This window comes from Luteimonas galliterrae, assembly GCF_023374055.1.
Classification (GTDB): Bacteria; Pseudomonadota; Gammaproteobacteria; order Xanthomonadales; family Xanthomonadaceae; genus Luteimonas_C; species Luteimonas_C galliterrae.
In genome coordinates, this window is record NZ_JAMBEP010000004.1 from 79,175 (window position 1) to 103,361 (window position 24,187).

Sequence of the window (24,187 nt, forward strand, 5' to 3'; positions counted from 1 at the left end):
GAGCGGCTTCAGCCGCGAGCTCTTGCTCATGCTCTTGCTGAAAAGCTCGCGGCTGAAGCCGCTCCCACAAAAGCGCTCCTACAAAGCGGCTCAGCGGAACAGGGTTTCGGGATATTCCGGCTTCTGGTCGCGCGCCAGCAATTGCCGCAAGCCGTCGGCCGGCGTCATCTCGCCATGCAGCACCGCCTGCACCGCGCGCGAGATCGGCAGCTCCACGCCATGGCGCTGCGCCTGGCGCATCACTTCGTCGGCGGTCTGCACCGATTCGACCACCTGGCCGATTTCGCGCACCGCATCGGCGATGGATTGCCCGCGGCCCAGCGCCAAGCCCAGGCGGCGGTTGCGGGAAAGGTCGCCGGTGCAGGTCAGCACCAGATCGCCGAGCCCGGCCAGGCCCATCAGCGTTTCCGGCTGCGCGCCGATCGCCGCGGACAGGCGCAGCATTTCGTTGAGACCGCGCGTGATCAGGCCGGCGCGCGCGTTCAGGCCCAGGTTCATGCCGTCGGCGACGCCGGTGGCCACCGCCAGCACGTTCTTCATCGCGCCGCCGAGTTCGGCGCCGACCATGTCGTTGCCGGTGTAGGCGCGGAAGGCCGGCCCGTGCAGCACGTCGGCGACCGATTGGGCGAATTGCGGCGTGTCCGAATGCACGGTCAGCGCCGTGGGCAAACCGATCGCGACTTCCTTGGCGAAAGACGGTCCGGTGACGACGGCCAGCGGCACGTCTGCGCCGAGCGTCTCCGCGGCGACTTCATGCAGAAAACGTCCCGAACCGGGTTCGAAACCCTTGGTCGCCCAGGCCACGCCCGCGCGCTGCGGACGATGCGGCGCCAGCGCGTGCAAAGTTTCGGCGAACGCATGCGAAGGCACGACCACCAGCACCAGATCGGCATCGCGCAAAGCCGCAGCCAGGTCGGTGGTGGCGCGCAGTTCGTCCGGCAGGGCGATGCCGGGCAGGTAGCGCGGGTTCTCGTGGCGCTGGTCGATGGCCGCAATGCTGTCGGCATCGCGGCCCCAGAGCACGACTGGGTGGCCGTGCCGGGCGATCAACGCGGCCAGCGCGGTGCCCCAGGAGCCCGCGCCCAACACCGCGACGGAGGGCGCGGTCGTCATCGCTCAGGCGTTGCCGGCCGTCTCCGTGCCGGAGGAGAGATCGCCGTTCTGCTGCGCTTCGGCGCGCTGGCGCAGGCCCTCGGCATAGACCGCATCGAAATTGATCGGCTGCAGGTAGAACGGCGGGAAGCCGCCGCCCTGGATCAGATCGCCGATCGCCTGGCGCGCGTACGGATACAGCACGTTCGGGCATTGGGTGCCGAGCATGGCGTCCAGGCCCTGGTCGGCGAAACCGCTCAGGCCGAACACGCCGGCCTGCTGCACTTCGGCCAGATAGGCGGTCTTGCCGTTGACGGTGCAGGTGAGGGTGATGCCCAGCACCACTTCGTACACGTTCTCGTTGAGACGCTGCACGCGCTGGGTGAGGTTCATCTGCAGGTCCGGCTGGCCGGGCTCGTTGAACACCATCGGGGTGTTGGGCGCCTCGAAGGACACGTCCTTCAGGTACAGCTTCTCGACCACGAAAGTGGCGCCGGCAGCTTGTTCGGCCGGTGCGGCCGCGCCGTTGCTGGTTTCGTCGGACATTGCGTTACTCCAATCGTTAATTCGTGCGGAAAGAGGGCGATTATCGCATGCCCGGATGTAGGGCTTTGGGTGGGAGCGGCCTTTGTGGGAGCGGCTTCAGCCGCGAGCTCTTCCAAGCCGCCGGTAGCCGGTCGAAAGCTCGCGGCTGAAGCCGCTCCCACAAAGGCCGCTACGAAAAGCGGCGCTCAGCGACCCTTGACCAACGGCAGGTCGGCCTGCTGCCAGGCGGCGATGCCGCCGTCGAGCCAGTACACCTTCTCGAAGCCGGCCTTCTTCAGCCGCTTGGCCGCACCCGCCGAAGCCTGGCCGTTGCGGCAGACCGCCACCACCGGCAAGGCGCGGGCATTGGCCAGCAGCTTGTTTTCGGGGTCGAACTGGCTCGGCGCCACGTTGCGGCTGCCGGCGATGTGGCCTTTTTCGAAGTCGGCGGTCGCGGAAAGGTCCACCACCAGGGCGTTTTCGCGGTTGATCAGGCCGGTCAGCTCGGCCGGACGCAGGGCCTTGTACGGGCGGAACAGGCGGGCGATCTCGGTGTAGACGATGGCCAGGGTCAGGCCGACGAAGGCCAGCGAAAGGATCGGGCTGCCCTCGGCGAAAGCCAGCAGTTCTTGGAAATTCAAAATGGGGTCATCGCGCGAAACGGGCCGCGATTGTCGCCCAGGCCCGGTTACGGCGCAAAGTAAAGCGGTATCGGACCGCTCAGCCGCCCGTCCACAGGTCCGGCAGGCCTTGGCGCACCCACCACGTCTTCTTCTCCGCGTCCCAGCGCCATTCCTCGCGGTAACGCACGGTCCGCTCGGCCTGGGTGTGCTTGTTGATCACGCCGATTTCGATCATCCGGGCCGGGCTGCCGTCCGCCAGGACGGTGGCGTCGAGCTCGCGGTAAGACGAGATCTGGACCTGCTTGTAGCGCTCCAGGTCGAGCTCGCTGAGCGGGTGCTTGTCGCGGTATTCGGGATCCACCCGGGCCCAGGCGCTTTCGAATTCGCCCCAGCGCATCGCGCTGCCGTACGCATTCTGCGCCGCCATCAGCGCGTTCTTCTGCCCGCCGCCGCCGCATGCGGCCATCGCCAGCGCGAATCCCGCGGCCAACACCCACATCGCCTTGCGCATCATCGCCCCCACTCCGACCGACCGACCCACATCCTAACCCTTGGCGAAGGCGACGAAGCGCGCCTTGAAGTCGGCCGCTACGCCGCCGTCGGGCAGGCGCACTTGCGCGTTGACGTGGGTGCGGGCGCGGCCCTTGGCGCGCAAGCCGGCGACGAAGTCGTCCCAGGACGCTTCGGGCGAGAGTTGCGCTTCGGCCTCCAGATCGGCGAACAATGGCGCCAGGTAGCGCACCTTGTTGTCGGCCACATAGACGTCCGAACGCAGGCCGGCCGCTTCCAGCCGCATCGATACCAGGCCCCACGCCGCCAATGTCATCAATGAATTCAGGCTGCCGCCGAACGCGCAGCCCTTGTCGTTGACGTGGTGCGCCAGCGGCGCGTGCAGGCGCAGCCGCTCGCCGTCGTAACGGTCGATGCGCAGGTGCATCGCCGCCACCGGCGGCATGGCCTGGTAGTAGGCGTCGAGTTTTTCCAGCGCGCGTTCGGTATCCATCGCATCCACGTATCGGGGCAAGCCGCCAGGATACGTGGCGCGGACGGCAAGCGACCACCGCTCGATGCCATGCGCCGCGCGCTATGCCAAGCTGTGGCGATGCCGCGCGCGAACGCCACCGACAAGCGCCTGGCCGGTTGGCAGCTGATTTCGCTGCGCCCGGCCGGCGAACACGCGCCGTTGCGCCGCGCCGCCGCCGCGCGAGGCGCGCGCGTGCTGGCCTTGTCGCCGTGGCGGCTGCGGCTGCGCGACGATCCGGCCACGCGCGCCGCGTTGCGCGCCGCGTTGCAGGCGCAACGGGTGGTGTTCACCAGCCCGGCGGCGGTGAAGGCGGCCGCGGCGATGCGCCGTTTGCGCGCGGGCAGGGAACAGGTCTGGCTGGCGGTCGGCGAAGGCACGGCGCGCGCGTTGCGTCGCGCCGGTGTGGCGCGCGTCGTGGCGCCCGCGCGCATGGACAGCGAAGGCCTGCTGGCCTTGCCCGATCTGCAGCGCGTGCGCGGCTTGAGCATCGGGCTGGTCACCGCACCCGGCGGCCGCGGCGCGATCGCACCGGCGCTGGCCGCGCGCGGCGCGCGGATCCTGCGTTGCGATGCGTACGAACGCGAACCGATCGCCTGGACCGCCGCGACCCTGGCCCGGCTGCGCGCGCTGTCGGAGCCTTACGCGCTGGCCGTGAGCAGCGCCGAAGCCTTGCGACTCAGCCTGAACGGCCTGCCGCCCGAGCTGGCGGACAAACTGCGCGGCGCGCGCGCAGTCGCGGCCAGCCCGCGCCTGGCCGCGGTCGCACGCGCGGCTGGTTTCACCGACGTGATCGTCGCCGACAGCCCGCAACCGGCGGACCTGGTCGCCGCGGCGGCGCGTGCCGTGGCGCGGCTTCCGTTAGCATGAGCGGGCCCCGCGAAGATCTTTTGCCGTGACCGATTCCGAAACGATGGTTTCCCCGCGCCGCCGCAGCCTCGGCTGGTGGTGGCTGCTCCTGTTGCTGCTGCTCGCGTTCGCCGGCTGGCGCGGCTGGCTGGCGTGGCAAACGCGCCAGGCCGATGCCCGGGCGCAGATCGTCGGCGCCGAACAGCGCATGGCCCTGCTCGAAGAGAGCCTGGAGGCGCTGCGCCGCGACCAGCGCTCGCAGGCGCAGCGCCAGCAGCAAGCCGACGCCACCAACCGCGTGTTGCGCGACGAACTGCTCGGCATCGGCCAGCGCGCCGCGCTGTTGGAGGACAACGTTTCCAAACTCGCCGATCCGGATCGCCATGGCGCGCAGGCGCTGCGTGTCGACGAAGTCGAGATGCTGCTGACCGCCGCCGCGCAGCGGCTCGACCTGGCTTCGGATCTCGACGGCGCACGCCGCAGCTACGCGCTGGCCGCCGGCCTGCTCAACGGCATCGACGACCCCGCCTATCTCAGCCTGCGCCAGACGTTGGCGCAGGAACGCACCGCGCTGGATGCGGTCGGCGCCGATCCGCGCAACGTGGCGGCGGTTAGACTGGAGGCGTTCGCGGCGACCTTGCACGCCTTGCCCGAGCGCACGGCCGCAGTCGCGCCCGAAAGCCGGCCGTGGTGGCAGCGCGCTTTCGGCCGCATCGTCGACGTGCGGCCGACGCAAGGCGCGGTGATCGTCGAGCCGGCCGATCGCGCCGCAGGCCTGGCCGCCATGCAGCTGGAGTTCACCTTGGCGCGCGCGGCGCTGGAACGCCGCGATGCGGACGCCTACCGCGCCGCGCTGGCGCGTGTCGACGCCTGGCTCACGCGGCTCTGGCCAGACTCAGCGGAACGGCGCGCGCGCCGCGAAAAGCTGCGTGCGCTGAAAGCGCTGCCGCTGACGCTGCGCTTGCCGGTGCTCGGCAGCAGCCTGCAACAGCTGCGCGCCTTGCGCGGCGCGCGCTGAACACCGCAAGGAGCCTGCGATGAATCTGTTCCGCAATATTTTGTTCTGGCTGGCGCTGGCCGTGATCGGCGCGCTGGCCGCGCAGTTGCTGTTGCAGGATCCGGGTTACGTGCTCGTCCGCTATCGCGGCCAGGACTACACCACCACGGTGACGTCCGGCGTGTTGATCCTGCTGGCGGCGCTGTTCGGCCTATGGGTGTTGTGGACGCTGTTGGCGCTGCCGTTCCGCGCCTGGCGCGGCATGCGCCACCGGCAATCCCGCGCGCGCTTGAGCGAAGGCCTCAACGCCTTGCATCAGGGCCATTGGGCGCGTTCGGAAAAGCTGCTGGCGCAGGCGGCCGACGACCGCCAGACCGAAGCCGTCGCGCGGATCGCCGCCGCGCGCGCGGCCGACGCGCGCGGCGACGATGCCGCCGCGCAGCGGCAACTGGACGCGCTCGGCGAACGCCACCCCGCATCGCTCGCGATCGCCGTCGCCGAACGCGCGTTGACGCAGCAACGCCCGCTCGATGCGCTGGCGGCGCTCGACGCCCCCGCCGCGCAACCGCTGCCGCCGCGCGGCTTGGCGCTGCGCGCGCAGGCGCTGGCCGCGTCCGGCCAGGCGGGCATGGCCTACGGCCTGCTCGGTCCGATGCGCCAGCAGAACGCGCTGCCCGGCCAGCGCCTCGACGAATTGCAGGCGCAATGGGCCGAAGCCTCGCTGCGCCAGGCCGGCGATGCCAATGTGCTCGCCGAACGTTGGGAAACCTTGCCCAAATCGGCGAAAAGCGAACCGGCCGTCGTGGCCGCCTACGCCGAACGCGCCGCCGCCTTGCGTTGGGACGAAGCCGCCGCGAAAAGCCTCGAACAGGCGCTGGACGCGCGTTGGTCCGAATCGCTGGCCGATCTCTACGGCCGCCTGGCGATCGGCCGCGCCGAAGCGCGCCGCGCCAACGCCGAACGCTGGCTGCAGACGCATCCTTCCAGCCCGGCGTTGCTGGTGACGCTGGCGCGGTTGTCGCGCGCGCAAGGCCAATGGCCGCAGGCCGAGGAATACCTGCATCGCGCGCTCGCGCAGGGCGCCGGCAACGAAGCCTGGGAAGAACTCGGCCACGGTTTCGCTGCCGCCGGCGACGAGCAGCGCGCACGGTTCAGCTACGCCAACGCCTTGCGCGCCATCCGCAACGAACCGGTGCAGGAGCTCAGCGGCCGCGACCTGCGGCAGAAGATCTTCGACCAGGCTGCGGTCGAAGAACGCAACGAGCACGGCATGCCACGGCTGCGCGAATAACGACGCGTTCGCTTTTCCCTCTCCCATCGGGAGAAGGTGCCCGAAGGGCGGATGAGGGTACGGGGCGCCATCATCGCCACGATTGCGACAAGCGTTGGATGTCGATCCCGGATCGGACCGATATCGCTTCGCCGCACCCTCACCCCAACTCCCCTTCGCGCCCCGGCCCGCGCCAGCGGCGCGCAAGCGGTGCAGTCTCGCCCCGGCGGGAGAGGGGCGAGACGATTTACTTCTTTTCCTGGCCTGCCGAAACACGCCGGCCCTTTGAGTATCTGCGATACGCCAGGGTCGCGGCGATCGCCGCCAGCCACAGCGGCCACAACTTCGCCAACTCGACCAGCAGATTCAGCGCGCCATGCCAACCGACGCGCAGCGAACTTCCGATCCTGGCGAAGAAGCCCGGGCTGTTCTGATCGAACACCGCTTCCACGTCGGTGAGTTCGGCGCGGCGGATTTTCGGCGACTGGTAAAGCGAGAGATCGATCGTGCTGAATGCGATCCGGTCCTCGAACTCCTTCTGCGCCACCAGCGCTTCGTCGCGCGCGAGTTTGGCGTCGCTCCTGGCGGCGATCGCTTCGGCCTTGTGTCCGAGCTTGCCGCCCTGCTCCGTCGCCGCGCCCAGGTCGCGCTGCGTTTCCTGCCCGCGCTGATGGGCCAGCTGCTGGCGCAGCAGTTGGAACTGCGCGTCCATCGCGTCGAACTCGCGCCGGTCGAGGAACTCCATCTGGCCGACGATGGCGCGCAGGAACGCCTGGGTCTTGTCGCTGGGCACGCGCACGGTCAGTTGGCCGCGCATCGTGTATTCGGTCAGCTCGAGCAGCTTGCCTTCGCCCATCGGCCGGCGGCGGACGTCGCCGGTCTGGGCGGAGATCGCGTTCTTGACCACGAATCCGCCTTGCGCCGCCACCGCGTCCTCGATCGCCAGCGCGGACCGGTACACATCGGCAACCTTGAATTCGGCCTGTGCCGTGCGGATGAATTTGCGTTGGGCGTCGGTGTACGTGCTCGCGGCGGAGATCAATTGCTGCGGGTTCGGCTTGGACTCGTCTATGCCGGACTGCGTTTCTTCGGCGGCCACGCCGCCGCGGGCCGCGGCGTCGAGCGCAGGTGCAGGCGCGGGGGCGGCAGCGGTCGCTTGCGCGGCGACCATCGCATCGGCATCCGCCGCCGACTCGGCCTGCGGGGCGTTGCGGCTGCAGGCCGCCAAAGCCAATGCGATGGCTACGGCCAGCGCTAGGCCAGTCCTCGAGTTCCGGTGCATACGTCGCCCTTGTGCGATGGAAGGAGCTAACGCAAACGCGCCGGCGCGAGGAACGGGGTTGCGGATGGTCGCGGCTTTGCGGGCGCGGCTTTTTGTAGGAGCGGCTTCAGCCGCGAGCTCTTCCCCACGTCCGCACGAACCGGAAGGAAAAGCTCGCGGCTAAAGCCGCTCCTACAAGAGCGAAACGCTCAGCGTTCGAGAATAGCGACCACGCCCATGCCGCCGGCGGTGCAGATCGACACCAGGCAGCGTCCGCCGCCGCGCTGCTTGAGCTCCTTCGCGGCGGTGGCGACGATGCGCGCGCCGGTGGCGGCGAAAGGATGGCCCGCGGCCAGCGACGAACCGTTGGGGTTGATCTTGGCCGGGTCGATGCGGCCCATCGGCGCGTCCAGGCCGAGCCGGTTCTTGCAGTACTCCTCGCTCTCCCAGGCGCGCAGCGTGCACAGCACCTGCGCGGCGAAGGCTTCGTGGATTTCGTAGATGTCGAAATCCTGCAGCGTGAGGCGGTTGCGCTTGAGCATCTCGGCCACCGCCACGGTCGGCGCCATCAGCAGGCCCTCGCCGTGCACGAAATCGACCGCCGCGACCTGCGCGTCGCGGATGTGGCACAACACCTCGTGGCCGTGGGCCTGCGCCCACTCGTCGGTCGACAGCAGGCAGGCCGAAGCGCCGTCGGTCAGCGGCGTGGAATTGCCGGCGGTCAGCGTGCCGCGTCCGGAAGTCTTGTCGAATGCGGGCTTGAGCGTGGCCAGTTTTTCCAGCGACGTGTCCGGCCGCAGGATGTTGTCCCGCGACACGCCGCGGAAACTCACCACCAGGTCGTCGAAGAAACCGCGTTCGTACGCGGCGGCCAGCTTGTGGTGCGACGCGACCGCCAGCTCGTCCTGCGAATCGCGCGATATGTTCCACTGCTTGGCCATGTCTTCGCAGTGATCGCCCATCGATTTGCCGGTGCGCGGTTCGGCCACGCCCGGGAAATCCGGCTTCAGTTCGCGCCAATGGAAGCCCTTGAACTGCGCGATCTTGTCCTTGGCGGTCTTGGCCGCAGCGGCGGCCAGCAGACGGCGGCGCAGCTTCTGGCCGTAGACGATGGGCACATCGGAAGTGGTGTCGCTGCCGCCGCCGACGCCGACCTCGATCTGGCCGACGGCGATCTTGTTGCCGATGGTGATGATGCTGTCCAGCGACGTGCCGCAGGCGCGCTGCAGGGTGATGCCCGGCGTCAGCGGCGACAGGCCGGACGACAACGCCGCTTCGCGGCCCAGGTTCCAGTCGCTGGAGTGCTTGATCACCGCACCCATCGCCACTTCGCCGAGTTGCTGCCCGTGCAGGCCGAATTTCTCGACCAGCGCGCCGAGCGTGCGCACCGACATGCCGAGGTTGCCGACATCGGCATAGGCCGTGTTCTGGCGGCAGAAGGGAATGCGGACGCCGCCGAGCACGGCGACGGGGCGGCCTTGCAACATCGGCTTACCTCGCTGGGGGACCCGCCTGCGGCGACGGGTCATAATGTGCGCAAGTCTAACGCCGTGCCCGTGCACGGCCAATCACGATTTAGTCGATGACCGTCACCGATTCCGATAGCGATGCCATGCGCGTGTTCGGCGTGATGGCGCTGGAGCTCGCACCGGGCACGCAGCCCGGTCGCCAAGCGCTGCCGCAGGCCGATGCGGGCCGCCTTGCCGGCCTGCTGGGCCGCGACCTCGCCGCCCTGGTGCCGGAAGCGCGCGAACTGGAACTGGCCTTCGCCGCGTCGCATTTCGATCCGGCCGAAGCGCTGCGTCCCGGCTGGCCGCTGCACCGTCGCCTGGACGAATTGCGCCAACGCGCGCCCGGGCGTCACGACGGGCCGCGCGTAATCGCCTTCGGCGCCGATGCGCAAGGCGATGCGCCGCTTCCGCTGCAGGCCGAGGCCGATCTGCAGGGCGGCAGCCTGCGGGTGCTGCCGTTCCTGTTGGTGGGGGATGCAGCGGTCGCGGCGGAGGTCGCCGGACGGTTCGAAGACATCTTGCTGGATCGGGGTATGGCCCAGGCCGACACCGCGCTGTGCGCGCAGGAAAGCTTCGGCACGCGCATCGAGCACGCGCGCTATCTGACCTTGCACGACCTGGCCGCGATGACCGCGTTGCAGTACGGCAACATGGGCCTGGAAGCGTTGTGGCCGGTGATCGAAACCGCGCTGCTGGCGCCGCAGGACGAGGCCTGGCTGGACGCGCCGCCCGAACCGCTGCTGCGCTACGCGAACGGCGAAGCGAACATCGCGCTGTTCTCGCCGGATGCGTGGCGCGAACGCTACCTGGGCGACGACGCCATCCAGGCCGATGCGCTGGCGCGTCGTTACGCGCATTTCGAAGCGCGCCAACGGCAGCTGGCCGCCGTGCTGCGGGCGCATGGCGTGCCGGTGACGTTCGTGCATTGCGCCGGCCAGGCTGCCGAAGAGCTGTAGACCGCTCTTCGTAGGAGCGGCTTCAGCCGCGAGCTCTTTCCCTCACGCCCGCGCGAACTTGTAGTCAAGAGCTCGCGGCTGAAGCCGCTCCTGCGAAAAGCTGAGCTACGAACTGCGTTCGGCGAACCAATCCTGGTACAGCAGATACCCCGAATCGCTCATGCCCAACGATTCGTACGTCCGTTGAGCGACGGCGTTTTCCTTCTCCACATACAACCGCAGGCCGATCACGCCCTCGCTGGCGCGCGCCAACGCCTCGACATGGCGATACAACGCGCGGTACACGCCCTTGCGGCGATGCTGCGGCGGCACGTACACGCTTTGGATCCACCACCAGTCGCCATTGCGCCAATCGCTCCACTCGCTGGTCAGCATCAGCGTACCGACCGGCACCGCCACGGTTTCGGCGTCCGCCACCGAGGTATCCAGCATGGCGACGAAGTAGCGCGCCTTGGCGGCGTCGGCCAGGCCCGCGGCGATGCCGGCGCGCAGCGTGGCAGGATCCAGGCGCTTGCGCTCGGTTTCCCAGGCCATGGCGATCGCGCAGGCGACCAGCCAATCGACGTCGGAAGTTTCTGCGGGGCGGATCGTGAAGTGATCGGTCATGGCGCATGTTAGCGCGAGCGCACGGACCCGCCGCGTGCGCTCGCGCCGGAGCCAATGATCCTGCGTGCCGAAATCGGTTTGGCGTCGTTGCGCCGCTACTGCGCGATCTTGATGACGCCGCAGGCCAGTCGCGCGCCGGCATTGCCCGCGGGCTGGCTTTTGTAATCGTCGGGCGAGGCGTGCACGATCACCGCCTTGCCGGCGACGTCGTTCGCTGCGCCGCCACCGAGCGTGACGCCGCCGAAGTGGCGGTCGACCTTGGCTACGCCTTGCGCATCGGCGACGAGGTTGTCGGCATCGCCGGCGTGGTGCGCGCCTGCTTCGGCCTTGCCGTGCGGACTGCCGGCCGGATTGAAATGGCCGCCGGCGCTGGAGGCGTCGACCGCGCTGCAATCGCCTTTCTCGTGGATGTGGAACCCGTGCACGCTGTTGGGTGGCAACCCGCCGATCTCGCCGGTGACGTGCACGCCGTCGCCCATAGGCATCACCGCCAGCTTGCCGCTGACCAGGCTGCCAGAGGCGGAGGCGAGATTGACGACCGCCGATTGCGCCGTGCTTTGGGGCGCAGGCGATGCCGGGGCCGATGTCGAAGAGGGTGGCGTGCTGGCGCAGCTTGCAACGAGCGCGGCGGACAGAGACGCGAGGGCGAACGGAAGGATCTTCATGGTGTGTCTCCGGAGTAACCCAGCCAAGGCTAGTCGGCGCGAAGTAGAGGTTCAATGAAATGCTGCCGACCCCTGCCTTCCGCTTCTTGTAAAGCGGACTTCACTCCATCGTCCTTGTCTTGCCCTGACGTTGTAGAGCGGGGCTCCCCCGCCGCTCCTTGTCCCGGCTCTATAGAGCGAAACTTGCTCCACTGCCCTTGCTCCGTCTTTGTAGAGCGGGGCTTGCTCCGCTACCCTTGCTCTTAGGCCGTTCGCTCTTAAAGCCGTCATCCCAGCGAACGCTGGGACCCATCTTGCTTTTGCTGTTGCCCGTAAGCCGTCATCCCGGCGAAGGCCGGACTGCGCAGGCAGGATCCGGAGCGAACATCCGCGCAGCGGATGGCCCGAAGGGCATGCCGCAGGCGCGGCATGTCATCCAGACCCGCGTCCTGGCGGGTGGCGCTGCGACTCGCGCCATGGAAAAGGCTTCCGGGCTGCGCCCGGGTCACTTTCTTTGTTGGCCCAAAGAAAGTAACCCAAGAAAGGGCCTGAACTGCGGTGCGATGCGTCGCACCTGAAAGTCCGCCAGCGACTTGGCTTTCGTCGCAGGTGACCTTCTTACGCAGGTACTAGATTTTGATTCGCAGCCTATGGGTGACGTGGCTTTTGCGGATTTGCGCTAAGGAGACGTTCGGTCGATCGCTTCGCATCTGAATGTCGAAGCGACGGAGGAATCCCGAAGGCTAGCGAGCGGTGGCCAAGAACATGGAGTAGCCCCTCGCCGGGATCCCTTCCAAAGGCCCTTTTTCTTTGGTGACTTCTCTTTTTGGGCCCCACAAAAAGAAAGTCACTCGGCCGCGGTTTTAGCGGACGAAACCCCGGCCTGGAAGGCCGGCAGGTCGCGACGAACCCGCAAGCGAAGGCAGCGGAGCAAGCTCCGCTCTACAAAGAGACGCTTTCGAACCAGATCTCCGGCATCAACGGCGGCAGTCCGTAACGCTGCCGTGCGCGATCGCACTGCGGACTGGCCTGGCCGTTTTCCCACGCCGGCAGCAGATCGCGGCACGGGTCGGGGCGCGTGCCGTAGATGCTGCAACTCACTTGCGTGCCGACGGCGCCTTGCAGTGCGACGCAGTGCGGGTTGCGGGCATCGGTGCCTTTCATCGCCATCCGATGTTTGTCGACCGGCTCTGCCAGCGCGTCCGGAATCGCGCCGCCGGCGCTGGCCAGCCCCAGCCAATGGAAGCTGACGCGGAAGGCCGCGCAGCAGGCGCCGCAGGATTGGCAGGGGTGGGGCATCTGGTTCGCCGGATCACGGTGGCTGCGGCATTCTGACGATAAGGGGCTGATGCGCAAGGACCGGCGCGTATTGCGCATCGTCGGATAGCGCTCTTGCCCTTGTGGGAGCGGCTTCAGCCGCGAGCTTTTCCAGAACACGCATATCCCGCCAAAAGAGCTCGCGGCTGAAGCCGCTCCCACAAGGGCGGGTGTCACGCGACAATGGCGGCATGAACGAAACCTGCAATATCGCCGCCTCATTGCCGCGCCTGGCGCGCGAACGTCCCGATCAGATCGCGATGCGCTGCCCGGGCCGTAGCGGCCGTTACCGCCTTTCGCTGACCTATGCGCAGCTGGACGCGCGCAGCGACGCGATCGCCGCCGGCCTGGCCAAACGCGGCATCGTCCGCGGCACCCGCACCGTGCTGATGGTGCGGCCGACGCTGGAATTCTTCCTGCTGATGTTCGCCCTGTTCAAGGCCGGCGCGGTGCCGGTGCTGGTCGACCCGGGCATCGACAAGCGCGCCCTGAAGCAATGCCTGAACGAGGCGAAGCCCGAAGCTTTCATCGGCATTCCGCTCGCGCACGCCGCGCGCGCGCTGCTCGGCTGGGCGCGTTCGGCGCGCGTGCGCATCACCACCGGCGCGCGCGCCTGGCTCGCGGACGCGACTTTGGCCGAGGTCGAGCGCGCCGGCGCCGGCGCGGGCGCCCAACTCGCGGACACCCTGCCCGATGAGACGGCCGCGATCCTGTTCACCAGCGGCTCGACCGGCGTACCCAAAGGCGTGGTCTACCGCCATCGCCACTTCGTCGCGCAGATCGGCATGCTACGCGACGCTTTCGGCATTCGGGCCGGCGGCGTCGACCTGCCCACATTCCCGCCGTTCGCGCTGTTCGATCCTGCGCTGGGCCTGACTTCGATCATTCCGGAGATGGATCCGACGCGGCCGGCGCACGCGGATCCGCGCAAACTCATCGCGGCGATCGAACGCTTCGGCGTGGATCAGCTGTTCGGTTCGCCCGCGCTGATGCGGGTGCTGGCCGAGCACGGCGCGAAACTGCCTTCGCTCAAGCGCGTCACCTCCGCCGGCGCGCCGGTGCCGGCCGAAGTGGTGGCCAAACTGCGCGAGCTGCTGCCCGCGGGCGCGCAATTCTGGACGCCGTACGGCGCCACCGAATGCCTGCCGGTGGCGGCGATCGAAGGCGGCGAACTGGTCACGCTGCGCGAACGCACCGAACAGGGCGCGGGCACCTGCGTCGGCCGCGCGGTGGCGCCCAACGAGGTGCGGCTGATCCGCGTCAGCGACGAGGCCATTCCCGATTGGTCCGACGATCTCCTCGTGCAGGGCGGGCTGGTCGGCGAGATCACCGTCGCCGGCCCGACCGCGACCGACGCCTATTTCAACCGCGATGCGCAGACGCGCCTGGCCAAGATCCGCGAAATCCTGGCGGACGGCAGCGAGCGCATCGTGCACCGCATGGGGGACCTGGGTTATTACGACCGCGACGGCCGGCTCTGGTTCTGCGGGCGCAAATCGCAGCGCGTGGTCACCGCGCGCGAGACCTTGTGCACCGAGCAGGTCGAGCCGGTGTTCAACACGCACCCCGACGTGCGCCGCACCGCGCTGGTCGGCATCGGCGAACGCGGTGCGCAAACGCCGGTGTTGTGCGTGGAATTGCGCAAGGGCGTTCCGCGCGGCGAGCACGAACGCATCGTCGGCGAACTGCGCCACATCGGCGAAGGTTTCGTGCATACGGCGAAAGTCGAGACCTTCCTGTTCCATCCGCAATTTCCGGTCGACATCCGCCACAATGCGAAAATCGGCCGCGAGAAGCTCGCCGCGTGGGCTGCGAAGAAGTTAAGCTCTTCGTAAGAGCGGCTTTAGCCGCGAGCTTTTCACGGTTCGAGAGAGCTGCGGGAAAGCGCTCACGGCTAAAGCCGCTCCTACAAAAAGCGGAAAGACGGAGATGAAGTGTCGTGAAGATTTTGGTGACAGGCGGCGGCGGTTTCCTGGGCCAGGCCTTATGCCGCGGCCTGGTCGAGCGCGGCCATCGAGTCGTCAGCTTCAACCGCGGCCTGTACCCGTCGCTCGAAGCGCTGGGCGTGCAGCAATTGCAGGGCGATCTGGCCGACCGCAAGGCCGTGATCGCCGCCTGCGAAGGCGCCGGCGCCGTTTTCCACAACGCCGCCAAAGCAGGCGCGTGGGGCAGCTACGACAGCTACCACCGCGCCAATGTGATGGGCACCGGCAACGTGCTGGCCGGTTGCCGCGAGCATGGCGTGGCGCGGCTGGTCTACACGTCCACGCCCAGCGTCACCCATCGCGCGACGAATCCTGTAGAAGGCGGCACCGCCGACAACGTGCCTTATGGCGACGATCTCAAGGCGCCCTACGCCAGCACCAAACTGATCGCGGAGAAGATCGTGCTGGCAGCCAACGACGAATCGCTGTCGACGGTCGCGCTGCGTCCGCGCCTGATCTGGGGGCCCGGCGACAACCAGTTGTTGCCGCGCCTGGTCGAGCGCGCCAAGGCAGGGCGGCTGCGCTTCGTCGGCGGCGGCGACAACCTGATCGACACCACGTACATCGACAACGCCGCGCAAGCGCATTTCGACGCCTTCGAGCATCTGGCGCCGGGCGCGGCTTGCGCCGGGCGCGCCTACTTCATCAGCAACGGCGAACCCAAATCGGTGCGCGAAGTCGTCAACGCATTGCTGGGCGCGGCCGGCGCGCCGCAAGTCGACAAGGCCATACCGTTCCGCGTCGCTTATGCGGCCGGCGTGGTCTGCGAAAAACTATGGTCGGCCTTGCCTTTGCGCGGCGAACCTCCGATGACGCGTTTCCTGGCCGAGCAGCTCAGCACCACCCATTGGTACGACATGGCGCCGGCCACGCGCGATTTCGGCTACGTGCCGCGCGTGTCTTTTCACGACGGCATCATGCGGCTGAAGGATTCATACAACAAGGACGCAGCCGTCACCGGATGATGATCCGCCGCTCGCGATGATGGGCGCGGACGTTGCAGTCCCGCCTTTCATCGGAGATTCCCATGCTGCATTACGCCGTGGTCTTCCTCGTCATCGCGATCATCGCCGCCGTGCTCGGTTTCGGCGGCATCGCCGGCGCCGCTGCCGGCATCGCCAAGATCCTGTTCGTCGTATTCCTGGTGCTCGCTGCGGTCGCGTTCTTCCGCGGCCGGCGCGTCTAGCGCAGGAGACGAACGCGCAGGCATGAGGAACGAGCGGCCGATCCGCTCGTTCCTCCTTGCCCGCTCCTCCCGCCAATCTCTCTTCTCTTCCCAGGGCTCGGCCAGCGCGCTGCCGCTACAATGCGGGCATGGACGATGCCGCTTCCCAGCACCCCTTCGATGCGCTCAAGCCGCTCGCCGGCCGCACGCTCGAAGCCGCCCTGAACCGCGCCCTGGCGCTGGATCCGGAAACGCGCGCCAGCCTGGCCCCGCTCGCCGGTAAACGCGTGACGGTGAGCCTGGCCTCGCCGCCGCTGGCGCTGCAGATCGGCGTCGACGGCGAACGCCTGACCGTGGGCCCGGTCGACGACGACAGCGAGCCCGATTTGGCCGTGCGCAGCACGCTGGGCGCGCTGCTGGCGCAGCTGCCGTTCCTGAAGCGCGACGACGCGCCGCCGGTGGGCAAGCTGCATGTCTCCGGCGATGCCGACCTGGCGCGGCGCCTGCAGCGGCTCGCCGAGCGCTTCGATCCCGACTGGCAACAACCTTTCGCGGCCGTGTTCGGCGACGTGCTGGGCGTGCAGATCGCCAACGCCGTCGCCGGCGCCTTGAAGCAGGCGCGCAACGCGGCGACGAAACTCGCGGAGGACGCCGCCGAATTCGTCACCGAGGAGTCGCGCGACGTGGTGCCCAAGCCCGAGTTGAACGCTTTCCACGACGACGTCGACCGTTTGCGCGACGACGCCGAACGCATCGCCGCGCGCATCGCCCGCTTGCAGGCGAAGGCGCGCTGATGGGCTCTTCTCTGCTGCGCGCGATCAAGATCGGGCGGGTGCTGCTGCGCTACCGCCTGGACGATCTGCTCGACAACACGCCCGCCGAACGCTGGTTGCGCCTGATGCGCCCGTTCGTGCCGCGCGCCTCGGCGCAGATCGCGGCGATGTCGCGCGGCGCGCGCCTGCGCATGGCGCTGCAGGAATTGGGGCCGATCTTCGTCAAGTTCGGCCAGATCCTGTCCACGCGCCGCGATCTGGTGCCGCCGGACGTCGCGGTGGAGCTGTCGCTGCTGCAGGACCGGGTGGCGCCGTTCGACGGCGAGGCCGCGCGCGCGATCGTCGAACGGGCGCTGGGCCGCGACGTGCGCGAAGCCTTCGAAAGTTTCGATACCGAGCCGCTGGCCTCCGCCTCCATCGCCCAGGTCCATGCCGCCACCCTGGCCGGCGGCCGCGAAGTGGTCGTCAAAGTGCTGCGCCCGGACATCGAGCGCCAGATCGCCGCCGACATCGCGCTGCTGAAGAACATCGCCGGCCTGGTCGACCGCACCCATCCCAGCGCCGACAAGATCCGGCCGCGCGAAATCGTCGCCGAGATCGAAAGCACGCTGGCCGCCGAGCTCGACCTGCAGCGCGAAGGCGCCAACGCCAGCGTGCTGCGCCGCTTCTGGACCGATTCGCCGGACATGTACGTGCCCGAACCGATCTGGTCGCACACCGCCGAGCGCGTGCTGACGATGGAGCGCGTGCACGGCATCCCCAGCGACGACATCGCCCGCCTCGACGCTGCCGGCATCGACCGCAAGGCGCTGGCGGCCAAGGGCGTGCGCGTGTTCTACACCCAGGTGTTCCGCGACAATTTCTTCCACGCCGATGCGCACGCCGGCAACATCTGGGTGGACAGCGATCCGGAACGCAAGCTCGACCCGCGTTTCATCGCGCTGGATTTCGGCATCATGGGCCAGCTCTCCAGCGAGGACCAGTACTACCTCGCCGAAAATTTCATGGCGATCTTCAACCGCGACTACCGCCGCATCGCCGAGCTGCACGTGCAGGCCGGCTGGATGCCGTCGCACATCCGCATCGACGAGCTCGAAGCCGCCGCGCGCTCGGTGTGCGAGCCCTATTTCACCCGGCCGCTGTCGGAGATATCGCTGGCCGAAGTGCTGGTCAAGCTGTTCCGCACCGCGCAGCGCTACGAGCTGACTTTGCAGCCGCAGTTGATCCTGCTGCAGAAGACCCTGCTCAACATCGAAGGCGTCGGCCGCCTGCTCGATCCGCAACTGGACATCTGGGCGGTGGCGCGCCCGGTGCTGGAGCGGATCCTGGTGGAACGCTACAGCCCGCAGCGGCTGGCCGGCGAATTCCGCAAGCGGCTGCCGGAAATGATCACGCACGCACCGGACATGCCGCGCCTGCTGCACGCCTGGCTGACCCAGCAGGTGGAAGGCAAGCACCAGCTCGCGCTGCGTTCGCGCGACCTCACCGATCTGGCGCAGACGATGAAGGGCATGCAACGCCGGATCGTGTCGGCGATCCTCGGCACCGGCCTGTTGATCGCCGCTGCGGTGCTGTTCGCGCTCGAAGCCGGCGGCCCGCAGCTGTTCGGCGTATCCGCCGCGGTGTGGGTGGCCGGGCTTGGCGGCTTGTGGGGCCTGCTCGCCGCCTGGCCGCGCCGCTGAATGCCGTTCCCCCGGTGAAGACAGGAAACGACGCGACCGCTGTTCCCCCCTTTGAAAAAGGGGGGGGCAGGGGGGATTTGCGCTTTACCGATGAACCCTCAAGAGCAAAAGCAAATCCCCCTCGATCCCCCTTTTTCAAAGGGGGAGGAACAGCGGTTCGTCGGATTTCCGGTTTTGTATCGCGACGACAGGCTCGCCGTCGTCGACAAGCCCGCGGGCCTGATGGTCCACGACAGCAAGCTGGCGCGCGGCGAGACCGACTTCGCCGCGGACCGCCTGCGCGAGCAGTTCGGCAAGCCGATCTTTCTCGTGCACCGCCTCGACCGCGCCACCAGCGGCTGCCTGCTGCTGGCCTTCGACCGCGATACCGCTTCGGCGCTGGGCAAGACGCTGATGTCGCGCGAAGTCGAAAAGGATTACCTGACTGTTTGCCGCGGTTGGCCCGAACAAGCCTTCACGGTCGATTATCCGCTGGACGGCGGTCCGGGCAAGCCGCTCAAGAAACCCGCGGTGACGCGATTCGTGCGGCTCGCGACCGCCGAGCTGGACATGCCGTCGGCCGGATTCGAAACCTCGCGTTATGCGTTGCTGCGCGCATCGCCGGAAACGGGCCGTTTCCGCCAGATTCGGCGTCATCTGAAGCATATGTCGCATCATTTGATCGGCGACACCAGCCACGGCGACGGCCGCCATAACCGCGTGTTCCGCATGCTCGGCATCCACCGCATGCTGCTGCATGCGCAACGACTTGCGTTCTTGCATCCGATCAGTGGCGAACGCATCGTGGCGAGCGCGCCTGTCGACGCGGAATTCGAGCGCGCCCTGGCATTGTTCGAAGCGCCGATGAGCGCTCAGTAACCGAACAGCGCAGCCAGCAGCAGCGCGAATGCGATCACCGCAAGCGATGCGTGGATCACGATCCACGCCTTGGGCAACGGCAACTGGCGCGCGTGATAGCGCAGGTTGACGAAGGCGCCGCCCAATGCGGCGAGCACGAACAACCCGAGCGAAGCCTGGGCCAGCACCGGCAGGCCGATCGTGACGGCCGCGTGGATCAACAACGTCAAACCGGCCGCAGCGAGCAAGCCGTGGCCCATCGCCAGCCAGTCCGGCGGCCGCGGCGCGCCGCTCCAGCGGATGAGAGCCATGATCACGCCGCCCACGGCGGCTAGGCCGAACAGGATCGCGGCAGCTTGCATAACCACCTCCAGCGAGCGGGGTTGCCGTCTTCATACGCCTGCCCATATGACGACGGCGACAACGCTGTGCGGAGGTGTGATGAACGTCAACGCCGCCGTTCAGAATGCCTCGGCGCGGCCGGTTACGGCGCGCGGTCGGTCTCGGCGGCCTTGATCTCGGCTTCGATATCGCGCTGCATCTCTTCGAGCATCGGCACCAGCAGTTTCTGCACGCCGGCCATCGTGTTCTGCATCAGCTGCGGCATCTTGTCGAGCAGCTTCTGCCCGGCAGGGCTGCCGTAGAAGCCGATCATCGCGTCCATGTCCTCGCCGGTGAAAGTCTGGCGATAGATGTCGCGGTAGACCGGTTCCAGCTTGTCCCAGCTCATCGCGCGGGCGATGCTGGCCATCGACTTGTCCAGCAAGCGATCGAGCTTGGCCTGCTGCTCCGGCGACAGCTTCTGGTTGGCGGTCATCTGCGCGACCATCTGCCGTTGCGATGCGGCCACCTGGGGCATCATCGCGTCGATGGTCTGCCGGGCGCGCATGACTTCCAGGAGTTTGTCGACCTGGGCATCGCTGGGCTGGGCCGCCATCGCGAACGGCGCGGCCAAGCAGAGCGCGGCGGCGAGCAGCGCGGCGGATAGCTTCTTCATAGGCACCCCCTGAGCGAGGCCGCCATCGTCGGGCAGGCCGGCGCCGTCCGTCAATCCGCCTTCGTTGCGGCCGCACCGCACTACAATCCGCCCATGAGCGGCCGCATCGACATCCCCGAGCAGGAACTCAGCGAGCGCTTCGTGCGCGCGGCGGGGCCCGGCGGGCAAAACGTCAACAAGGTAGCCACGGCGGTGGAGTTGCGGTTCGACATCGCTCAATCGCCCTCGCTCCCCGAAGCCGTGCGCGCGCGCCTGTTGGCCAAGCGCGACCGGCGCGTCACCGCCGAGGGCGTGCTGGTCATCAACGCGCAACGTTTCCGCACCCAGGATCGCAACCGACAGGACGCGCGCGAGCGCCTGGCCGCGTTCGTCGAGTCCGGCCGCGCCGCCCCCAAGCCGCGCATCGCCACCAAGCCCAGCCGCGCCGCGAAAGCGCGGCGGCTGGACGCCAAGCGCGAACGCAGTACGATCAAGAAGGGGCGTTCGCAACGCGACTGGGATTGAAGAAGGGACGGATGACCGACACCGACGTGGTACTGCCGCTGCCGCCGAACGCCCCGCGGGTCAAGCCGAACGCGTTCGGGCGCTGGCTGGGCCGCAGCATCCTGCGCCTGGGCGGCTGGCGCATGGCCGGTGCGTTTCCGGACATCCCTAAACTAGTGCTGATCGGCGCGCCGCATTCGTCCAACTGGGACGGCATCTGGGGGTTCGCGGCCAAACTCGCGCTGGGGCTGGACATCAAGATCCTCGGCAAGCACCAGCTGTTCTGGTGGCCGCTCGGACCGATCCTGCGCCGCATGGGCGTGATCGCGGTCGACCGCAACGCCCCGCAGGGCGTGGTGGAACAGGCCGCGGCGCTGATCCACAGCCGCGACAAGTTCTGGTACGGCCTGGCGCCGGAAGGCACGCGCAAATACGTCGAGCGTTGGAAGACCGGTTTCTGGAAGATCGCCAAGGCCGCCGACGTGCCGGTGCTGCCGGCGTATTTCCATTACCCGGAAAAGATCATCGGCATCGGGCCGCCGTTCGAACTGGGCGACAACATGGCCGCCGACATCGCGCGCATCCAGCGCTGGTATGCGCCGTGGCGGGGCAAAAACCGCAACGTGGTGCAGCCTTCGGCATGAGCCCTGCTGCTCCGGCATGAGCCCTGCTGTTTCCCCCTTTGAAAAAGGGGGTTAAGGGGGATTTGCTTTTGATCCTGCTTTTGTAGGAACGGCTTCAGGCGCGAGCTTTTCTAGCCCACCAGCAAGATCAAGAGCTCGCGGCTGAAGCCGCTCCTACAAAAGCCAAGGCAAGATCAAGAGCAAATCCCCCATCGGCCTTCGCCGATGGCCCCCTTTTTCAAAGGGGGCGAAAGCGCTAACGCTCCGAATGCCCGGTCTCGTCGTAACCGCCCCGCACGAACAAATCCGGCTGGATCAGATCGACGAACGCGCGCGCCTGCGGCGACAGGAACTTGCCCTTGCGCATCACCACGCCGTAGCTGCGCGCCGGGAAATATTTCGCCAACGACCGGGCGGCCAGGCGCTCGCGGTCGGCATCGGTCAGGCAGATCGAGGTGACGATGCTGATGCCCTGGCCCATGGCCACGTATTGCTTGATCACTTCCCAGCCGCCCACTTCCAACGCCACGGTGTAGGGCACGCGGTTCTGCTGGAAGATCAGATCGACCAGGCGATAGGTGGTCAGCCGTTTCGGCGGCAGGATCAGGCCGTAGGGCGACAGGTCTTCCAGTTTCAGGTCGGTCTTCTTCGCCAGCGGATGGTCGCGCGGCACGATCAGCATCGGGTCGAAGCGGTAGACCGGTGCGTAGCTGAGGTCGCTGGGGACGTCGAGCATGGATCCCACGGCGAGGTCGACCGCATCCGAACGCAGCAGGTCCAGGCCGCCCGCGCCGGTCACGTTGTGCAGCGCCAAGCGCACGTCCGCGTGCTGCTCGCGGAAGGCGGCCACGATCTTGGGCAGCAGGTAGAGGATGGTCGAACTGCCCGCCGCCACGTGCAGTTCGCCGGCGTCGAGGCCGCCGACCTCGTCGCGGAACGCGGCGTCCAGGCCGTCGATGCCTTCCACCAGCGGCCGGGCCAGTTCGTAAAGGATTTGGCCCTCCCGGGTAGGGGTCAGCCGCCGGCCCGAGCGCTCCAGCAGGCGCACCCCCATGTCCCGCTCCAGTGCCTGCAATTGCAGGGTGATGGCCGGTTGGCTCACGTATAGCGCCTCGGCCGCCCGCGATACCGAACCCAGGCGTGCGGTCTGGCAGAAGGCCCGTAAAGGCTTAAGGCGGTCGCCTTTGTAAGCAAAACGGGGGCTGTCTGAGCCTGGGGAAACCATTGATCTCAAACGTGTATAAGTACAGCTAATACTTAGCATTGAAAAAACTGTATTGTCAAATACAGTACTCGGGCGCACGGTGGGTTCGGACACGAACACCGGAGCCGCCCATGTCGGCAGTGATGAAACCGAGGGATCCCGCCGTCGTCGAAGTGACGGCGCAAACGCCGGGGCAGGCCGAGATCCTGACCTCGGCCGCGCTCGACTTCCTGACCGACCTGCACCGGCGCTTCGAGCCTCAGCGCCAGGCCCGGCTCGCCGCCCGCCGCCGCCGGCAGGCCGAGTTCGATGCCGGCGAGCTGCCGGATTTCCGCGCCGACACCCGCGCGATCCGCGACGGCGACTGGCGCGTCGCCGACATCCCGGCCGCGCTGCTCGACCGCCGCGTGGAGATCACCGGCCCGGTCGACCCGAAGATGGTGATCAACGCGCTCAACTCCGGCGCCAATTGCTATATGGCCGATTTCGAGGATTCGACCGCGCCGGTTTGGGACAACCTGATCGCCGGCCAGCGCGCGCTGCGCGATGCGGTCGCGGATACGCTCGATTTCGTCAACGAGAACGGCAAACGTTACGCCTTGAAGCCGTTCGAAGAACAAGCCGTGCTGATCGTGCGCCCGCGAGGCTGGCATCTGGACGAGAAGCACGTGCTGATCGACGGCGAACGCATCGGCGCCAGCCTGTTCGATCTGGGCCTGTTCGCTTTCCATAACGCGCAGGCGCTCGCCGCGAAGGATCGCGGGCCCTACTTCTACCTGCCCAAGCTGCAGTCGATGGAGGAAGCCGCGCTATGGCAGGACGCGCTGTCGCACATCGAGAACGCGCTCGGCCTGCCGCAGGGACGGATCAAAGTCACCGTGCTGATCGAGACGCTGCCTGCGGCATTCCAGATGCACGAGATCCTGCACGCGCTGCGCGAGCGCATCGTCGGCCTCAACTGCGGGCGCTGGGATTACATCTTTTCCTATATCAAGACTTTCCGCGCGCACCGCGACCGCGTGCTGCCCGAGCGCGGCCAGGTGACGATGGCGCAGCCGTTCCTGAAGGCCTATTCGGAGCTGCTGATCCAGACCTGCCACCGACGCGGCGCGCATGCGATGGGCGGCATGGCGGCGCAGATCCCGATCGCCAACGATGTCGAAGCCAATGCCGCGGCGATGTCGCGCGTGCACGCCGACAAGCTGCGCGAAGTAAGCGCCGGCCACGACGGCACCTGGGTCGCGCATCCGGCGCTGATCCCGATCGCGCGCGCCATCTTCAACGACGGCATGCCGTGCAAGCACCAGCAGAGCGTGGGCCGCGACGACGTGATCGCTTCGCGCGACGCGCTGATCGCGGCGCCGATCGGCAGCATCACCCGCGCCGGGTTCGACGGCAACGTCGAAGTCTGCGTGCGCTATCTCGCCGCCTGGCTGGCCGGCAACGGCTGCGTGCCGATCCACTGGCTGATGGAGGATGCGGCCACCGCCGAGATCGCGCGCGCGCAGTTGTGGCAGTGGCTGCACCACGGCGCTTTGCATCTGGACGACGGCACGCCGGTCGATTTCGCGCTGCTGCAGCGCGCGTTGTTGAACCTGCCGTCGAAACTGGCCGGCGAGAAAGTGATCGGCGCCGAGAAAGTGCCCGAAGCCATCGCCATGCTCGACGAGCTGACCCATCGCGACGAGCTCGAGGATTTCCTCACCTTGCCAGCCTACGAAAGTCTGCAGTAGCCGCTTTTCGTAGGTGCGAATTTATTCGCACGC

Annotated in this window: 26 protein-coding genes; 13 read left to right on the forward strand and 13 right to left on the reverse strand. The window is 67.8% G+C overall.

The genetic code is table 11. The features are described 5' to 3' along the window. Window positions 1-90: 90 nt before the first annotated feature. From M2650_RS14605 to M2650_RS14625, 5 genes are all read right to left on the reverse strand, one after another. A complete protein-coding gene (locus M2650_RS14605; protein WP_249475799.1) occupies window positions 91-1,113 on the reverse strand; it encodes an NAD(P)H-dependent glycerol-3-phosphate dehydrogenase in 1,023 nt (340 codons plus the stop codon). A 3-nt stretch (window positions 1,114-1,116) separates the two neighbouring features. Further along, window positions 1,117-1,638, reverse strand: coding sequence for a protein-export chaperone SecB (secB, locus tag M2650_RS14610; RefSeq protein ID WP_249475800.1), 522 nt, complete (start codon window positions 1,636-1,638; stop codon window positions 1,117-1,119). A 185-nt stretch (window positions 1,639-1,823) separates the two neighbouring features. Further along, window positions 1,824-2,258 carry a rhodanese-like domain-containing protein gene (locus M2650_RS14615; protein WP_249475802.1) on the reverse strand — a complete coding sequence of 145 codons (435 nt, stop codon included), beginning with the start codon at window positions 2,256-2,258 and terminating at the stop codon, window positions 1,824-1,826. A 79-nt stretch (window positions 2,259-2,337) separates the two neighbouring features. Continuing rightward, window positions 2,338-2,754 carry a hypothetical protein gene (locus M2650_RS14620; RefSeq protein ID WP_249475804.1) on the reverse strand — a complete coding sequence of 139 codons (417 nt, stop codon included), beginning with the start codon at window positions 2,752-2,754 and terminating at the stop codon, window positions 2,338-2,340. A gap of 30 nt (window positions 2,755-2,784) precedes the next feature. After that, entirely contained in the window at window positions 2,785-3,243 is a 459-nt protein-coding gene (locus M2650_RS14625) for a YiiD C-terminal domain-containing protein (protein WP_249475806.1), read from the reverse strand. A 99-nt stretch (window positions 3,244-3,342) separates the two neighbouring features. Between M2650_RS14625 and M2650_RS14630 the strand changes: the two genes are divergently transcribed. The 3 genes from M2650_RS14630 to M2650_RS14640 are packed head-to-tail and all read left to right on the forward strand — an operon-like array spanning window position 3,343 to window position 6,398. Further along, the gene (locus M2650_RS14630) at window positions 3,343-4,131 is read left to right on the forward strand and encodes a uroporphyrinogen-III synthase (protein WP_249475808.1); all 789 of its coding nucleotides are present in this window, start codon (window positions 3,343-3,345) and stop codon (window positions 4,129-4,131) included. Window positions 4,132-4,174: 43 nt separating this feature from the next. Further along, window positions 4,175-5,128 carry a uroporphyrinogen-III C-methyltransferase gene (locus tag M2650_RS14635; RefSeq protein WP_249475906.1) on the forward strand — a complete coding sequence of 318 codons (954 nt, stop codon included), beginning with the start codon at window positions 4,175-4,177 and terminating at the stop codon, window positions 5,126-5,128. Between the two features lie 19 nt (window positions 5,129-5,147). Next, window positions 5,148-6,398: a heme biosynthesis HemY N-terminal domain-containing protein gene (locus M2650_RS14640; protein ID WP_249475810.1), complete on the forward strand. Its 1,251-nt coding sequence runs from the start codon at window positions 5,148-5,150 to the stop codon at window positions 6,396-6,398. Between the two features lie 226 nt (window positions 6,399-6,624). On the opposite strand, the gene M2650_RS14645 is transcribed toward M2650_RS14640, so the two are convergent. Further along, the gene (locus tag M2650_RS14645; protein WP_249475812.1) at window positions 6,625-7,659 is read right to left on the reverse strand and encodes a DUF4349 domain-containing protein; all 1,035 of its coding nucleotides are present in this window, start codon (window positions 7,657-7,659) and stop codon (window positions 6,625-6,627) included. A gap of 188 nt (window positions 7,660-7,847) precedes the next feature. Further along, entirely contained in the window at window positions 7,848-9,125 is a 1,278-nt protein-coding gene (locus M2650_RS14650) for an acetyl-CoA C-acetyltransferase (protein ID WP_249475814.1), read from the reverse strand. A gap of 95 nt (window positions 9,126-9,220) precedes the next feature. Here M2650_RS14650 and M2650_RS14655 point away from each other — a divergent pair, with 95 nt between their 5' ends. After that, window positions 9,221-10,105, forward strand: coding sequence for a hypothetical protein (locus M2650_RS14655; protein WP_249475816.1), 885 nt, complete (start codon window positions 9,221-9,223; stop codon window positions 10,103-10,105). Between the two features lie 105 nt (window positions 10,106-10,210). Here the strand turns inward: M2650_RS14655 and M2650_RS14660 are convergent, their stop codons facing one another. The 3 genes from M2650_RS14660 to M2650_RS14670 form a co-directional block, all read right to left on the reverse strand. Then, window positions 10,211-10,711, reverse strand: a complete 501-nt coding sequence (locus tag M2650_RS14660) for a GNAT family N-acetyltransferase (RefSeq protein WP_249475818.1) — start codon at window positions 10,709-10,711, stop codon at window positions 10,211-10,213. 95 nt (window positions 10,712-10,806) lie between these two features. Beyond that, complete coding sequence (locus tag M2650_RS14665) at window positions 10,807-11,376, reverse strand: superoxide dismutase family protein (protein ID WP_249475820.1); 570 nt, start codon at window positions 11,374-11,376, stop codon at window positions 10,807-10,809. A gap of 921 nt (window positions 11,377-12,297) precedes the next feature. After that, entirely contained in the window at window positions 12,298-12,654 is a 357-nt protein-coding gene (locus M2650_RS14670; RefSeq protein ID WP_249475822.1) for a YkgJ family cysteine cluster protein, read from the reverse strand. Between the two features lie 209 nt (window positions 12,655-12,863). Here M2650_RS14670 and oleC point away from each other — a divergent pair, with 209 nt between their 5' ends. From oleC to M2650_RS14700, 6 genes are all read left to right on the forward strand, one after another. After that, the gene (gene oleC, locus M2650_RS14675; RefSeq protein WP_249475824.1) at window positions 12,864-14,507 is read left to right on the forward strand and encodes an olefin beta-lactone synthetase; all 1,644 of its coding nucleotides are present in this window, start codon (window positions 12,864-12,866) and stop codon (window positions 14,505-14,507) included. 104 nt (window positions 14,508-14,611) lie between these two features. Further along, window positions 14,612-15,622 carry a 2-alkyl-3-oxoalkanoate reductase gene (gene oleD, locus M2650_RS14680; protein WP_249475826.1) on the forward strand — a complete coding sequence of 337 codons (1,011 nt, stop codon included), beginning with the start codon at window positions 14,612-14,614 and terminating at the stop codon, window positions 15,620-15,622. Window positions 15,623-15,684: 62 nt separating this feature from the next. Continuing rightward, window positions 15,685-15,843: a DUF1328 domain-containing protein gene (locus M2650_RS14685; RefSeq protein WP_249475828.1), complete on the forward strand. Its 159-nt coding sequence runs from the start codon at window positions 15,685-15,687 to the stop codon at window positions 15,841-15,843. 128 nt (window positions 15,844-15,971) lie between these two features. Continuing rightward, window positions 15,972-16,616 carry a ubiquinone biosynthesis accessory factor UbiJ gene (locus M2650_RS14690; protein ID WP_249475830.1) on the forward strand — a complete coding sequence of 215 codons (645 nt, stop codon included), beginning with the start codon at window positions 15,972-15,974 and terminating at the stop codon, window positions 16,614-16,616. Beyond that, window positions 16,616-18,277, forward strand: coding sequence for a ubiquinone biosynthesis regulatory protein kinase UbiB (gene ubiB / locus M2650_RS14695; protein WP_249475832.1), 1,662 nt, complete (start codon window positions 16,616-16,618; stop codon window positions 18,275-18,277). The genes M2650_RS14690 and ubiB overlap by 1 nt, the downstream gene beginning before the upstream one ends. Window positions 18,278-18,391: 114 nt before the next feature. After that, on the forward strand, window positions 18,392-19,135 hold the full coding sequence (locus tag M2650_RS14700; protein WP_345779868.1) for a pseudouridine synthase: 744 nt from the start codon (window positions 18,392-18,394) through the stop codon (window positions 19,133-19,135). On the opposite strand, the gene M2650_RS14705 is transcribed toward M2650_RS14700, so the two are convergent. Beyond that, window positions 19,129-19,476 (reverse strand): hypothetical protein, encoded by a 348-nt coding sequence (locus M2650_RS14705; RefSeq protein WP_249475834.1) that lies wholly within the window; start codon window positions 19,474-19,476, stop codon window positions 19,129-19,131. The genes M2650_RS14700 and M2650_RS14705 overlap by 7 nt on opposite strands. A 122-nt stretch (window positions 19,477-19,598) precedes the next feature. Continuing rightward, entirely contained in the window at window positions 19,599-20,111 is a 513-nt protein-coding gene (locus tag M2650_RS14710; RefSeq protein WP_249475836.1) for a DUF2059 domain-containing protein, read from the reverse strand. A gap of 93 nt (window positions 20,112-20,204) precedes the next feature. Here M2650_RS14710 and arfB point away from each other — a divergent pair, with 93 nt between their 5' ends. Together arfB and M2650_RS14720 are read left to right on the forward strand one after the other, a co-directional pair. After that, on the forward strand, window positions 20,205-20,615 hold the full coding sequence (gene arfB, locus M2650_RS14715; protein ID WP_249475838.1) for an alternative ribosome rescue aminoacyl-tRNA hydrolase ArfB: 411 nt from the start codon (window positions 20,205-20,207) through the stop codon (window positions 20,613-20,615). 11 nt (window positions 20,616-20,626) lie between these two features. Beyond that, on the forward strand, window positions 20,627-21,238 hold the full coding sequence (locus tag M2650_RS14720; protein ID WP_249475840.1) for a lysophospholipid acyltransferase family protein: 612 nt from the start codon (window positions 20,627-20,629) through the stop codon (window positions 21,236-21,238). A 235-nt stretch (window positions 21,239-21,473) separates the two neighbouring features. Here the strand turns inward: M2650_RS14720 and M2650_RS14725 are convergent, their stop codons facing one another. Continuing rightward, window positions 21,474-22,442 carry a LysR family transcriptional regulator gene (locus tag M2650_RS14725; protein ID WP_249475842.1) on the reverse strand — a complete coding sequence of 323 codons (969 nt, stop codon included), beginning with the start codon at window positions 22,440-22,442 and terminating at the stop codon, window positions 21,474-21,476. 110 nt (window positions 22,443-22,552) lie between these two features. Between M2650_RS14725 and aceB the strand changes: the two genes are divergently transcribed. Further along, window positions 22,553-24,154 (forward strand): malate synthase A, encoded by a 1,602-nt coding sequence (aceB, locus tag M2650_RS14730; RefSeq protein ID WP_249475844.1) that lies wholly within the window; start codon window positions 22,553-22,555, stop codon window positions 24,152-24,154. Window positions 24,155-24,187 lie beyond the last annotated feature (33 nt).